This window comes from Sphingomonas sp. LR55 (assembly GCF_036856015.1).
Classification (GTDB): Bacteria; Pseudomonadota; Alphaproteobacteria; order Sphingomonadales; family Sphingomonadaceae; genus Sphingomonas.
On record NZ_JASPFO010000001.1, the window covers coordinates 1,843,707 to 1,857,227 of the forward strand.

A 13,521-nucleotide genomic window follows, 5' to 3' on the forward strand; every position below is an offset into this window, starting at 1 on the left:
GTGCGATGTGCCGCCCGTCCGGCGGCCAGGATTACGGGACCCTGATTGAATGGCCTTCTACTCGCGTTTCTTCAAGTTCATGTCGCACGACATGGCGATCGACCTCGGCACCGCGAACACCGTCGTCTACGTCCGTGGCCGCGGCATCGTCCTGAACGAGCCGTCGGTGGTCGCGGTCGAGACGATCAACGGCATCAAGCGCGTCAAGGCGGTCGGCGACGACGCCAAGATGATGATGGGCAAGACGCCGGGCAACATCGAGGCGATCCGGCCTTTGCGCGACGGCGTGATCGCGGACATCGACGTCGCCGAGCAGATGATCAAGTATTTCATCCAGAAGGTCCACGGCCCGCGCAAGTTCGCGCGCTGGCCCGAGATCGTGATCTGCGTGCCGTCGGGTTCGACCAAAGTCGAGCGCCGCGCGATCCGCGATGCCGCGTCGAACGCGGGCGCGTCGCAGGTCTGGCTGATCGAGGAGCCGATGGCGGCGGCGATCGGCGCGGACATGCCGGTCACCGAGCCGATCGGTTCGATGGTCGTCGACATCGGCGGCGGCACGACCGAAGTCGCGGTGCTGTCGCTGCGCGGTCTCGCCTACACCACCTCGGTGCGCGTCGGCGGCGACAAGATGGACGAGGCGATCGTCTCCTATGTTCGCCGCAACCATAATTTGCTGATCGGCGAAGCGACCGCGGAGCGGATCAAGAAGGAGGTCGGCATCGCCAAGCCGCCGGTCGACGGCATCGGCATGATCATTCAGATCAAGGGCCGCGATCTCGTCAACGGCGTGCCGAAAGAGATCCAGATCAACCAGGGCCAGATCGCCGAGGCGCTGAGCGAGCCGGTCGCGACGATCGTCGAGGGCGTCCGCGTCGCGCTCGAGAACACCGCGCCCGAGCTGGCCGCGGACATCGTCGACCAAGGCATCGTGCTCACCGGCGGCGGCGCGTTGCTTCAGGGGCTGGACGAAGTGCTGCGCGACGAGACCGGTCTGCCAGTGACGGTAGCCGAGGACCCGCTGACCTGCGTCGCGCTCGGCACCGGTCGCGCGCTTGAGGATCCGTTGTTCCGCGGCGTGCTGATGAGCGGCTAAGAGTTTGTTTTTGCTTTAAGACACGCGGACACGAAATCGCGTCGTCCGAGTCGCGGGGGATCTGGCCCTCGCGGTTCGCCGGCGCCCGAGACAGGGGGACAGGCGCATGGCGCCAGCCCGCGACCGGCGCACGGGGTTTTCCCGGCGTCGGCAATATGGTGTGTTCATGGGCTATGTGCTCGCCGTCGCTGGTGCGGTGGTGGGCCTGGTGCTGCTCGTCGCGTCGGTCTTCAATCCGCCTGCGTTTTCGGCGCTGCGGATGGGCGTTGCAGGGGTGACGACGCCGGTGTCGACCGGGCTCGCCACGGTCGGCTCGTCGATCTCGGGCATCCCCGATGCGATCGGCAATTACTTCTTCGTGAAGCAGGAGAACGTCGCGCTGCGCTCCGATCGCGAGCGGACGCGCGCGCTGCTGATGCGCGCCCGGACGATCGCGTATGACAACCGGCGGCTTCGCTCGCTGTTGGCGATCCGCGATCGCTCGCCCGACCCCGTGGTGACCGCGCGGCTGGTGAGTTCGAGTGCGTCGAGCGGGCGGCGGTATGCGCTGCTCAATGCGGGCCGCTGGAACGGCGTGCTGCCGGGCATGCCGGTGCGCGGGCCCGACGGCTTGATCGGGCGCGTCGTCGAGACCGGACCGAACGCGGCGCGCGTGCTGCTGCTGAGCGACGGCGACAGCATCGTCCCCGTCCGCCGCACCCGCGACGGCATGCCGGCGATCGCGGCGGGGCGCGGCGATGGGATGATCGACATCCGCTCGGTCAACGCGACCAACGTCCGCTTCAACGCGGGTGACCTGTTCGTGACGACCGGCACTGGCGGAATCTATGCGCCGGGAGTTCCCGTGGCGCGGGTGACTAAGGCTGGCTCGGATTCGGTGATGGCGCGCGCGTTCGCCGATCCCGACACGCTCGATTTTGCGCTGGTCGAGCGGATGTTCATGCCGGTACCGCCGCCCCGTCCGGTGGCGCAGCAATGAGTCGCCCGCGCGTCGTCGACAGCGTCGATTACAAGCCGTTCGAGACCAAGCTCCCCGCGAGCCGCGCCCGGATCATCCCGTGGCTGACGGTGATGGCGGGATCGCTGGTGACGATCATTCCGGTGATCGCCACGATCCCGCTATTGCCGCCGTTCGGGCTGGTCGTGCTGCTCGCGTGGCGGCTGCTCGCTCGGTTCGCGTTCCGGCCCTGGGCCGCCGCCCCGCTCGGCTTCTTCGATGATCTCGTCAGCGGGCAGCCGCTCGGTAGTTCGGTGCTGCTCTGGTCGCTGGCGTTCGTCGCGATCGACATGATCGAACAGCGCCTGGCGTTCCGCGATCACTGGCAGGACTGGCTGATCGCGAGCGGGCTGATCGCGCTGTGCATCATCGTCGGCCGCTTCATCGCGGTGCCCGTCGGCGCGCATGTCGATACGATCCTGATCGCGCAGATCGCGGTCACGATCCTCACCTTCCCGCTCGCGGCGCGCATCGTCGCGGCGATCCAGAACAAGCGCGGCGCCGAATGAGGAATACCCCGCGGATCGTCACCGAGATGTCGCAGGCGTACAGCTTTTCGCGGCGCGCCTGGATGCTGGGCGCGGCGCAAGGCGGCGTCGGGCTGCTGCTCGCCGGGCGCATGGCGTGGCTGTCGGTGGCGCAGAACGAGCGCTACACGGCAATGTCCGAGAGCAACCGCGTTAACATGACGCTGTTGCCGCCGCGGCGCGGCTGGATCGTCGATCGCCACGGCGTGCCGATCGCCAACAACCGCACCGATTTCCGCGTCGACATCATCCCCGACCGCCTCCGCGACAAGGAGCGCGTGCTGCCGCTGCTCGGCCGCATCCTCCAGCTGCCGCCCGAGGAAGTCGAGCGGATTGCGATCGACCTGGAGCACGCCGCCGGGTTCCAGCCGGTCCAAGTCGCGGAGAATCTCGATTGGGAGCGGTTCGCAGCAGTCAGCGTCCGCCTCCCCGAACTCCCCGGCGTCGCGCCCACCCGCGGCTTTGCGCGCAGCTATCCGGCGGGTGCCGCGGTCGCGCACCTGACCGGTTATGTCGGCGTGCCCAACGCCGAACAGTACAAGAAAACCCGCGACCCGCTGCTCGTCACCCCTGGCTTCAAGCTCGGCAAGGACGGGCTCGAAAAGATGCTCGAACCCGAACTGCGCGGCGTCGCCGGCGCTAAGCGCGTCGAGGTCACCGCGCGCGGCAAGCTGGTCGCCGAACTCGCCACCAAGCCCGACGTCCCCGGCAAGACCGCGCGGCTGACGATCGACGCGGGCCTCCAGGAATATGCCGCGCGGCGCCTCGGCACCAATTCCGGATCGGTCGTCGTGCTCGACACCCGCACCGGCGAGATGCTCGCGATGGTGTCGATGCCGGCCTATGATCCGAACAGCTTTTCGGATGGGATCAGCCATCTCGAATGGCAGATGCTCAGCGACGACGATCACGTGCCGCTGATGAACAAGGTCACGCAGGGGCTGTATCCGCCGGGCTCGACCGTCAAGCCGATGAACGGCCTCGCGCTGATGAACGCCGGCATCGATCCGATGACCCGCGTGAACTGTTCCGGCGCGATGCGGCTCGGGACCAGCGTGTTCCATTGCCACAAGAAGAGTGGCCACGGTCCGCTCGATCTGAAAAACGCGATCATGCAGAGCTGCGACATCTATTTCTACGAGATGGCGCGGCGGGTCGGCTACAACGCGATCGCGCCAATCGCGCGCACGTTGGGCCTCGGCCAGAAGTTCGACCTGCCCTTCTCGACGCAGCGCTACGGCACGGTGCCCGATCCGGCGTGGAAGCTGAAGAAATACAAGCACGACTGGACCGTCGCGGATTCCCTCAACGCGTCGATCGGCCAGGGCTATGTGCTGGCCAACCCGTTGCAGCTCGCGGTGATGGCCGCGCGGCTGGCCTCGGGGCGCGCGTTGCAGCCAAGCATCCTCGCCAGCCACGTCCACCGCGACTCCCCTGCCCTCGCGATCGACTCCGAGCATCTCGCGCGCGTTCGCGATGCGATGTTCGGGGTGATCAACCAGGGCGGCACCGGCGGCGCGGCCAAGCTACTGATCCCTGGCGTCGCGATCGCGGGCAAGACCGGCACCGCGCAGGTCCGCCGCATCACGATGGCCGAGCGACGCTCGGGCGTGCTCAAGAACGGCCAGCTGCCGTTCAAGATGCGCGACCACGCGCTGTTCATCGGCTTCGCGCCCGCCGACAACCCACGCTATGCGCTCGCCGTGGTGCTCGAGCATAACGGCCATACCGTGCGCAATCTCGACACGCCGATGATTGGCCGAGACATCATGACCTATATGCTCGACCGCGAGCGTGCGCTGAAATCGCTCGCCGAGGTCGAACCGACTTGGGGCGGCGACATCCGCACCCGCATGGCGGCGACCGCGGAGACCTATCGCAAGGCACAATCCGCGCCGCCAGCGGCGATCGCGACCAAGACCGACGCGATTGTCCCCAGCGACGCGCCTGCGGTCGAGAACGCCACCGACATGGCCAACGCGACGCAGGAAGCCCTCACCACGCCCGGCAATACCGTCGCCGAAGATGATTCAAGGGACCGTCAGCCGTGAACCGCATCGTCCCCGAACCGCTCGCCAAGCTGCCGTGGATGGTGATCCTGCTGGTCGTCGCGATCGGCTGTTTCGGCCAGGTCGTGCTCTATTCCGCGGCGGGTGGCTCGCTGCACCCTTGGGCGCTGTCGCAGGGCATCCGCTTCTTCGTCCTGCTGGCCGGCGCGATCGGGCTCTCCTACGTCCCCGAGAGCGTGTGGAAGGCGGGATCGCTGCCGACCTACGCGATCCTCGTCGTCTCGCTGATCGCGGTCGAGGTGCTGGGGAAAGTGTCGGGCGGGTCGCAGCGCTGGCTCGACCTCGGCTTCATCCGCCTGCAACCGTCCGAGTTCATGAAACCCGGCATCGTGCTCGCCTGCGCCAAATTCTACGACATGCTCCCGCCCAACGAGACGCGGCGGTTCGGCGCGATCTGGCCTGCGGCGATGCTGATCGGCGTCCCTGCTGCGCTGGTGATGCTTCAGCCCGATCTCGGGACCGCGCTGATGATCTGCGCGGGCGGCGCGACGGTGATGTTCCTCGCCGGCATCCCGCTGCGGCTGTTCGTCGGCGGCGCGATCGCGGCGGCGGTGGCGATCCCGCTCTCGATCAACTTCCTGCTCCACGATTACCAGCGCAACCGCATCCTGATCTTTCTCGATCCCGAGAGCGATCCGCTCGGCACCGGCTATCACATCAGCCAGTCGAAGATTGCGATCGGCTCGGGCGGGATCTGGGGCAAGGGCTTCCTCCAGGGCACGCAGAGCCATCTCGACTACCTCCCCGAGGGCCATACCGACTTCGTCTTCGCGACGATGGCGGAGGAATGGGGGCTGGTCGGCGGCTGCCTGCTGATCCTGGCCTTCCTGCTGGTGATCCGCTGGGGGATTGAGGTCGGCCAGCGCGCGCAGACCCGCTTCGGCCGCCTCACTGCTGCCGGGCTGTCGACGACGATCTTCTTCTACGTCGCGATCAACCTGATGATGGTGATGGGTCTGGCGCCGGTCGTCGGCATCCCGTTGCCGCTGGTGAGCTTCGGCAGCTCGGCGCAGATGACCGTGCTGTTGTGCCTCGGCATCCTCATGTCGATCGACCGCCAGAACCGCAAGACGGTCGGCTGGTAGGTCGAAAAGCGGCCTAATCCGCAAAAAGACTGCGTATTTGAAGAAAAGGGACTCGGATCGACGAAAAGGGGGTTGCGGGTCCCGATGAGTCTGCTAACAGCGCGCCTCCAGCAGCGGGGCGCCACACCAGGGCGCCACTCAAAACCGCCCCGGAATGGACGCATAGCTCAGTTGGTAGAGCAGCTGACTCTTAATCAGCGGGTCCTTGGTTCGAGCCCAAGTGCGTCCACCATTTTTTACAGCCCGGCGATAGCAGTAAGGTATTCACCGCCCCCGCGGAAATCCGCTGATAGCCTCGCGGCGCAGTCGTCGCGTGCACCGCGGGTCTGAGCTTCACCCCTCTTGGCGATTGCGCGGTACAAGGTCTTAACCGCGTCTCTGGCAAAGTCAGGACGTACGCAACGCGCTCCCTTTCCTGCGAGAACGGGATAGGTTTCTAGCGCGGTTCGCGACCTTTCGTCCGATGCTGAGCTACCTCCGACGCCGCACGCCCCGAAGCGATCAGGTCGCGAGCGAGCGAACCTCCCGCAGTCGAGGATCGCTATGGATGCTGCAGCGGAGCGCACTTAGTCCGGTATTTCAGGTCACGAAACAGCGATCACGACCAAGGTTGCATTGTCACTTCCATCGCGTTGCAGTGCGTTTGCGAGGAACCGGTCGGCACTGTCGCTTATCGATTCCGGCATGGTGACGAAATCACGGGGATCGACCGACCGGGACACGCCGTCGGAGCACAGAAACAAGCGATCGCCCGGCTCCAGCGCGACCCGCACGCTGTCGACGATGACCGTCGGCGCAACACCGAGCGCGCGCGTCACGACATTCGCCTGCGGATGCCGCTCCGCCGCGGCCGCGCTCAGTACGCCCGCATCGATCATCTCCTGCACGACGCTATGGTCCCGCGTCAGTTGCTCGGCGCGTCCGCCGCGAATGCGATAGGCGCGACTGTCGCCAGCCCAGCAGATCACCGCGGTCGGTCCCATGGTCAACGCGACCACCACCGTCGCACCGCTGGTCGCGTCGGCGCTGCCGTCTTGATGAATTGCCCGGTTTGCGCGGGCGAGCGCGTCGCGCAAACGGGCATCGTCGATCGGTCGAGGATCGTCCGCCAGCGCATCGAGCATCCGCACGACGGTGGTCGCTGCCGCTGCTCCTCCGCTGTGTCCGCCCATACCGTCGGCCACCGCCCAAAGACCCCGGTCGGCACGGTCGAGGAGCCGATCCTCGTTAACCGCCCGCACGCGCCCAACGTGCGTCCGCCCCTCCGATCGATAACCTGCGGGACAGGTCCTGACCGGAACCATACGCACCTTGCGACGCAGCAGACCGCCGAGGTTCATACGCTGTCACGCGCCATCGCAGAGTCGGTGGCGTCGTAGGCCACCGCGAAGGCGCGATCGAGCGACCCCGGCGCGGACTCCGCGATCTGTCGCGTCAAATCGGCGTGACGCTCAGCCACCTCCGCCATCTGCAAGCCCGCACGGCTCTTCAGCATCGTAACGCGGTCTGCCACCGCTGCGTCGAGCACCGCAGGCGCAAAACTTCCGATCGCCGCGCGAAGGCTTCCTGCAAGCCCGCGAAGGTTGCGACGAGATGCCGCTTCACATCGCGAAACGAGGCCTTCAGCGCTGCGGGTCCCGATAAGAACCCCGTCGACTCCGCGAGCAGCAGGTCGATCGCAAGCCGCTGCGTCGGTGCCCATTTGAACGGATTATTGTCCGCGCCGCTGATCGTCGTACGGGTCAGCTGATAACGCCCGCGCGCATGGTCGCGCTCCGCCATCAGATCACCAATGCCCAGCACCATCTGTCGATACACCGCCCCCGCCCGTCGCATGATCTCGGTCGGCTCCTCGGCAGACAACAGCGAACAATCGAGCCCGGCGCCCTCGCAGAACGCCTCGAGCAGCGATCCCTCGCCGGCAACGTGCGGCGTGCTGGCATCGACCCAGTCGCTCGGCACGTCGACGGAAGAGCCGAGCGGCGGCGTCAACACCATGGTCAGCGCGCCATCGACCTCGATGTCGCCGTGCGGTGCATGCGTAGCGACCATCTTGAACCGCCCAAGCCGGAGCGCGCTCGGCACCGGCAGCAGCACGTCGATCGCCTGCGGAAAACGCTCGCCCGTATCGGCGTCGAACACCCCGTTCGCCCCCAGCGCGCGCAGCGTCAGGCCATCGCGATCGACGCTCAATTCGCAGTGCGCGCGCGACAAGGCACAATCGGGGTCGGCAATCGGCCAGTCGGCATCGGCATCCCGCCCTATCGTCAGCAGGCCCTCCCTGATCAGCCGCACGTCGAGGGGCTGGATCACGTCATCCGTATCGAAAAGCTGCAACATGTACATAGAGACGATCCTCAGGCAGCCAGACGGGGAGACGGCGCAACACGCGTGGCGAGCATGGCGCTGTCGGCCTGCGCGCCCGTGCCAGCCAGATGCGGTTCGACCGCGGCGGCGGCACGGTTGAAGGCATCGAACGCCGCGCCGAATTCGTCGCGGCGGCGATGCGAGATGCGCAGGCCGAAATCGGACTTTGCCGCTTCGTCGAGCGCTTTCCGCAATCGTGCCAATGGCCGCGCGACCATCGCGCCGCTGAGATAGCCGATCACCAGCACAACGCCCATGATGACAAGCGACAGCACCATCAGCAGCGTTCTCGCATTGTCGATCGCGGCGTCGAGCGCGGCGCGGCGTAGCACCAGATCGACCGTGCCGAACCGGGCACCGGCATAGCGGATCGGTCGGACGAAACGCAGCCCGGCACCCGTTCCACGATCCGGTGCGGCCGTGACGCCCGCATCCCCGCTGATCGCGGCCTCGCCCACGGGCGCGCGATAGCGTGTACCGATCAGCTTGACGTTCTCGGCGGCGCGCACGATCCCGCCAGTATCCGCGACCACCAGGTCGCGGATCTCCTGATCGCGCGACGCCGATGCGACGAACGCCTGCAGCGCGGTCCAGTCCTGCTGCTCGGGTGCCAGGCCTGCATTGTCGGCCGCCAACACCGCGGTGTTGCTGGTAACGAAGGCGGCAATCGAGCCGCCCGAAACAATCGCCATATGTTCAAGCGTTCGCTGTTCGCGCGCGAGAATCGACGACACGCTCGCGACCAGTGCGATCGCGGTAACGGTGACGAGCGCCAGAGGCAGCTTGATCTTCAGCGGCAGGCCACGCCGCCCCGTCGACGCTTCGCCGGTTGCCGCAATCTCGCGGGTCAGTGCCTGATACACCGCGTCGCCATCGGCGAAACGCTGATCGGGTTTCTTCGCGAGCAACTTGTCGATGACGAACCGCAGGCCAGGTGGGCAATCGGCAACCGAGCGTGCGATCGGCTCGACGCGTTCCTGTGAGATTTGAATGGCAAGCGTCGCCAGCCCCATGCCCGGGAAAGCGACTTTGCCCGTCACCATCTCGTACAGCACCACACCGAGCGAGAAGAGGTCGGAGCGTCGATCGACCGGGATGCCAAGCGCCTGCTCGGGACTCATATACCGCGGCGTACCGATCATCTGCCCGACCTGCGTCCGCGCGAGCCGGCCCTCCGCTCCCGACACGTCGATCTCGCCGATCCGCGCGACACCGAAATCGAGCAGCTTTGCGGTGCGGCCGTCCGCCGACAATAGGATGTTCGATGGCTTGACGTCGCGGTGAACGACCCCTGCCTTATGTGCATAATCGAGTGCCGAGGCGAGTTGCTGCCCCAGTGCCAGCACCCGCTCATAGGGCAGACGACCCTGCTCTTGGAGAAGCGTGTCGAGCGGTTGTCCCTCGATCAACTCCATGGCGATATAGGCGACGCCCTGCGCTTCGCCGACATCGTAGATCGTGGCGATGTTCGGATGGTTCGGGGCGCCTGCCGCGCGCGCTTCGCGCAGAAAGCGTTCGCCGAGTTCAGGATCGCGGCCATAGTCGGGTTTCAGCACCTTGATCGCGACGGTCCGGCCGATCCCCGGATCAAAGGCACGATAGACATCCGCCATCGCGCCCTCGCCCAGCCGTCCGTCAATCCGGTAGCGTCCCAGCATCTCGGTCATCATTTGCGCGCCTTGACGGTAGCAGCGATCCGCTCGGCGCGCGCGAGGTCGCGCGAGATCACCGGGTTCCGCGGATCGAGCGCGGCGGCGCGGTGCAGCAGACCTACGGCACGGGCGACATTGCCTGCATTGAGCGCCGCGAGCCCCGCCACGCGCGCCTGCCGTGCCGCGCCCGGATTAACCACCACGGGGGACGGTTTGGCGACCGATACAGGCTTCGGTGCGGCGGACCTGGCTTTCAATGCAGCAGGCGTCGCGGACCGTGGTTCGATCCGCTTGGGCACTTGGGCGCGTGGCAGCACGCCCGGAATGCGCAACGTCTGTCCGGCGGTAAGGTCGGCGGGCTTGGCGATCCCATTGTAGCGCGCGAGCTGATACGACTTCAGGCGGTTGCCCAGGAAACGCTGCGCCAGCCCCGACATCGTGTCGCCAGCCTGCGTGACATAGGCGAAGCTCGTCGGCCCAAGCAGCGCCTTAGGGTCCTCATCGATCGAAGCGCGCAGCACTTGGGCCGACGGGTCCATCGGATCGCTCTTCAATATTGCGGCAATGCGCTTTTTCGCAGCGCCCACCTCGCCCAGATCGAGCAGAGACAGGATCGTGTCGATCTCATTCGCCGGTGTGGTCGTCGCGATCGGCGCGAGTTGCGGCCCGGCCTTGGGTCCATGCGAACAGGCCGTTATCGCCAGAGTCAGTATCAGCGCTCCAACGCGTGTCGTGGTGCGGAAGGAGGGAGTCATGCGGTAAGCCTTTCGGTGATCCGACTTCGGATACGCGGTTGGATGGCCAGCAACTTGGCGAGACCGGTGGTGTCGCGCGCAAACGCGACGAAATCCGCGCCGGTTAGCGGTGGCGAGAAATAATAGCCCTGGAAATGGCTGCACCCGTGACGCAACAGCCATTCATACTCGGCACGCCGTTCGACACCTTCGGCAAGGACGCGGATACCGAGCCCTCGGCCCAGCGCGACGATGCTCTGGCAGATCGCCTGGCTATCGCGCCGCGTGTCGACGTTCGTCACGAATTCGCGGTCGATCTTGATCTTGTCGAACGCAAGCGTCCGCAACGTACTGAAGCTCGAATACGATCCTTCGTCGGTCGCGCCCAAGCGGGCAGCTCGAAATAGTAGCCGGTCTTGTCGCCGGCGAGCTTCATCGGCCGGACGTATGCCGGCAGTCGCGCGATCGCCATCAGTCGAATTCAATTGCGCCATCGTCGGCGGTCGCTGCGAACAGACTCTGGACCGCGGCGTCTAGCGAAGAGCGGGCTGCGATCGCGGCGCCCCGAGGTCCGCGCATGCAGAAGCGGACAGTGCCGCGCCGTTCCCACTCGCGGAGCTGGGCTTCAGCGACACCGGTGCACGCGAGCGCCAACTCCCGGTTCATGGCGACAGGCCAATCAGGCAGCCGCTCCAGTGCAAGGCGCATCAGTGGATGCTCCCGAATGTTGACCAGGGATAGGAAGAGCGTTTGGAACCCGCCCACGGTCGTCGCGCGTTCGAACCATTCCAGTACAGGAGCAGACCATGACCGACGGCAAAAAGACCGACCCGAGCGCAGCTGACTTCAAGGACACCGCCAAGAAGAGCGCGGAGGCCGGCATCGCGGACGAAAGCGCTGCGTACGAGCAGGCGATCGAAGGCGATGACGACAAGGTCGCCGAAGGCAATTGGAAGTCGACCGACGACGGCAGCGGCACGAGCGAGACCGATTGATCGGACAACTGACGTGGCGATGCGCGGGACGATGGTCTGCGTGTCGCTGCATCTCAGCCACCCCGACCGCATCCTTCGCGATGCACCCATCCCGGGGACGTATTGCCCCACATCAATTCCAATCTGGCAGCACTGCTTTAATAACTGCAGGAGAGCAGAAGAGGGGTGAAGCGGGATGGACATTCCATGGAACGAGCTTGCGACGCTCATTCGCATCAAGGACCGGACGAGCAGCACGGAAGCGGATCGCGAAATCCTCTTCGAAGGCCCGTTGCACAAGGTAATCGAAAAGGTCGCGGGTACACCGATCGAGGCGAGGCGAGGATACTCGGTCTCATTGCCCGATCGACGGGTGCGACCGCATACGTTCGACGGGCATGCCCTCGGCGCATTGATCGCAGATCTAAACCTTCGGCGGATCCTGAACGAGCAATCGAGCTGACAGAGCGTAGCCTTTGAAAGCGGTCGCAGCCGTATCATGCGACGATCTTTCGAAATCGCGTGACGGTATCGTCAGCCGCCCCACCCTCCCCCATGCGCTCACCGTCATCCGGCGCGCCGCCCGTGCCGCTCCTCGCGACCCATTCTCCGCAACCGCGGCTCTCGTGGGTCGCCGGGAACATCGAAACCGGGAACGGCGCGTTGCCCTGGACCACGCTCGGTGCCCGGCGTTGACAAGTGCCTTCGTCGGCGGCGCTCCGATCATGCCGACGTTCGTGTTCGCCCGCGCAGATAGGCGCGACGACCTGGCACGCCTTGCCGCTCTGCCCTTCTCTGGGCATCCCGGATTCTCGGTGTTCCGATACCTCGGCGCCATCCCGACGATCAGTGATGCAGAGATCGCCGAAGCTAGTCGCATCGAAGAGCGAGGGAAGCGCGCTGCCAAAATGGGCCAGCGACAGGCGTTCACGATCGGTCGGCCAGTCAAGGTCACCGAGGGGCCTGATGCTGGCTTGTCAGGTAAGGTGGTGAAAGATGGTGGCGGCAAGTTCGTGCTCGTCGCCTTTGCCGGCATCAACATGAAGATCGGGGCTTGGCTACTTGGAACGGATGAGGTACATAGCTCGCCAATCGCCGCATAAGCGGACCGTGACGAGCGCAGTGGCAAGCCACCCTCGTCCTTCACCCGGGAGCAGTGCTTCGGGCAACTGTCCTGCGGTATGGCAAGCTTGTTCCCGTCGCAACTTCGTGCTTTCGAGTAACTATGTTTGTGCGGTCTAGATGGCCGTTCGATGCGGTATCGTCTTGGTCTGATGCGATAGTCCTCGTAATCTTCGCCATCACGGCTTAGCCTTCGATCGGTCGTCGAAGGGGTTTTATGAGCGCGGTCTACCCTATCCCACCGTTGATGCAGGAGCGCGGCTTCAGCATTGAGCTTGGTCGCTTTCGTTTTGAGGCGTGGGATAGACGGGTAGCTCAGCATTTCACAGGCGATGGCAGGCCTTACGCTGCCAAGCCGCTGATCAGCTGGCGTTTAGGAGCGTCTGCTGCGGTCTGTATGATCGTGGCTATATCGATCGGACTAGCCACCCAGCATGCTAGCGCCCGATCGGTATACTCGGTCGCTGTACCGGTCCCGGACGCCTTACCGAAGGCACGCATAGTCAGCATCGCCAAGCCCGAGGTACACCGCGCATCGCTGATCCGCCCCCCGCTGGCGAAGGTGACCTCTCAAACTGTATCCCTGCCTGCTCCGGGTCTGATTGCCTCAACCTCGGCGCACCGTGACGTTGCGCAACCCGCGCAAAGGGGGGACGTGGCGAAGGCAGTGCAGCTGGCAATGGCAACCGGCGAAGTGCAGGAGTGGGGTGATCTCGCAACTGGCGCGCATGGTTTTGTAGTCGCTGGCACCGCAGAAGATACCGGTCGGGGACAGTGCCGAAATCTATCGATCCTTACCCGCAGGGACGGCGAGCCTGACACCGTTAAGCCGCAGCGGATTTGCGAGCCAGCATCCGCCTCCAAGTAATCAGACGACTGATGCTAACTCTCTGACCTGACC

At 65.5% G+C, this 13,521-nt stretch carries 14 protein-coding genes and 1 tRNA gene; 8 read left to right on the forward strand and 7 right to left on the reverse strand.

The features are described 5' to 3' along the window. The first annotated feature begins 49 nt into the window (after positions 1 to 49). From QP181_RS08700 to QP181_RS08725, 6 genes are all read left to right on the forward strand, one after another. Positions 50 to 1,093, forward strand: a complete 1,044-nt coding sequence (locus tag QP181_RS08700) for a rod shape-determining protein (protein ID WP_055878614.1) — start codon at positions 50 to 52, stop codon at positions 1,091 to 1,093. Positions 1,094 to 1,199: 106 nt separating this feature from the next. Further along, positions 1,200 to 2,072, forward strand: coding sequence for a rod shape-determining protein MreC (locus QP181_RS08705; RefSeq protein ID WP_333928278.1), 873 nt, complete (start codon positions 1,200 to 1,202; stop codon positions 2,070 to 2,072). Next, entirely contained in the window at positions 2,069 to 2,599 is a 531-nt protein-coding gene (mreD, locus tag QP181_RS08710) for a rod shape-determining protein MreD (protein ID WP_333928279.1), read from the forward strand. Before QP181_RS08705 ends, mreD begins: the two co-directional genes overlap by 4 nt. Further along, positions 2,596 to 4,668, forward strand: coding sequence for a penicillin-binding protein 2 (mrdA, locus tag QP181_RS08715; RefSeq protein WP_333928280.1), 2,073 nt, complete (start codon positions 2,596 to 2,598; stop codon positions 4,666 to 4,668). The genes mreD and mrdA overlap by 4 nt, the downstream gene beginning before the upstream one ends. Positions 4,669 to 4,706: 38 nt before the next feature. Further along, complete coding sequence (gene rodA / locus QP181_RS08720) at positions 4,707 to 5,771, forward strand: rod shape-determining protein RodA (RefSeq protein WP_132897016.1); 1,065 nt, start codon at positions 4,707 to 4,709, stop codon at positions 5,769 to 5,771. A gap of 156 nt (positions 5,772 to 5,927) precedes the next feature. Beyond that, positions 5,928 to 6,003, forward strand: a tRNA-Lys gene (locus tag QP181_RS08725). A gap of 352 nt (positions 6,004 to 6,355) precedes the next feature. Here the strand turns inward: QP181_RS08725 and QP181_RS08730 are convergent. The 7 genes from QP181_RS08730 to QP181_RS08760 form a co-directional block, all read right to left on the reverse strand. Then, complete coding sequence (locus QP181_RS08730) at positions 6,356 to 7,075, reverse strand: PP2C family protein-serine/threonine phosphatase (protein WP_443027585.1); 720 nt, start codon at positions 7,073 to 7,075, stop codon at positions 6,356 to 6,358. Positions 7,076 to 7,107: 32 nt separating this feature from the next. Next, the gene (locus tag QP181_RS08735; RefSeq protein ID WP_333922953.1) at positions 7,108 to 7,284 is read right to left on the reverse strand and encodes a hypothetical protein; all 177 of its coding nucleotides are present in this window, start codon (positions 7,282 to 7,284) and stop codon (positions 7,108 to 7,110) included. Beyond that, the gene (locus tag QP181_RS08740) at positions 7,260 to 8,111 is read right to left on the reverse strand and encodes a type VI secretion system-associated FHA domain protein (protein ID WP_333922954.1); all 852 of its coding nucleotides are present in this window, start codon (positions 8,109 to 8,111) and stop codon (positions 7,260 to 7,262) included. Before QP181_RS08740 ends, QP181_RS08735 begins: the two co-directional genes overlap by 25 nt. A gap of 17 nt (positions 8,112 to 8,128) precedes the next feature. Beyond that, entirely contained in the window at positions 8,129 to 9,805 is a 1,677-nt protein-coding gene (locus QP181_RS08745; RefSeq protein WP_333928282.1) for a serine/threonine-protein kinase, read from the reverse strand. Next, entirely contained in the window at positions 9,805 to 10,545 is a 741-nt protein-coding gene (locus QP181_RS08750; RefSeq protein ID WP_333928283.1) for a LysM peptidoglycan-binding domain-containing protein, read from the reverse strand. The genes QP181_RS08745 and QP181_RS08750 overlap by 1 nt, the downstream gene beginning before the upstream one ends. Continuing rightward, entirely contained in the window at positions 10,542 to 10,913 is a 372-nt protein-coding gene (locus tag QP181_RS08755) for an EAL domain-containing protein (RefSeq protein ID WP_333928284.1), read from the reverse strand. Before QP181_RS08755 ends, QP181_RS08750 begins: the two co-directional genes overlap by 4 nt. 82 nt (positions 10,914 to 10,995) lie before the next feature. After that, positions 10,996 to 11,190 carry a hypothetical protein gene (locus QP181_RS08760; RefSeq protein ID WP_333928285.1) on the reverse strand — a complete coding sequence of 65 codons (195 nt, stop codon included), beginning with the start codon at positions 11,188 to 11,190 and terminating at the stop codon, positions 10,996 to 10,998. A gap of 140 nt (positions 11,191 to 11,330) precedes the next feature. Here QP181_RS08760 and QP181_RS08765 point away from each other — a divergent pair, with 140 nt between their 5' ends. Further along, positions 11,331 to 11,519, forward strand: a complete 189-nt coding sequence (locus QP181_RS08765; protein WP_333928286.1) for a hypothetical protein — start codon at positions 11,331 to 11,333, stop codon at positions 11,517 to 11,519. 704 nt (positions 11,520 to 12,223) lie between these two features. After that, a complete protein-coding gene (locus tag QP181_RS08770) occupies positions 12,224 to 12,601 on the forward strand; it encodes a transcription termination/antitermination protein NusG (protein WP_333928287.1) in 378 nt (125 codons plus the stop codon). The last annotated feature ends 920 nt before the right edge of the window (positions 12,602 to 13,521 follow it).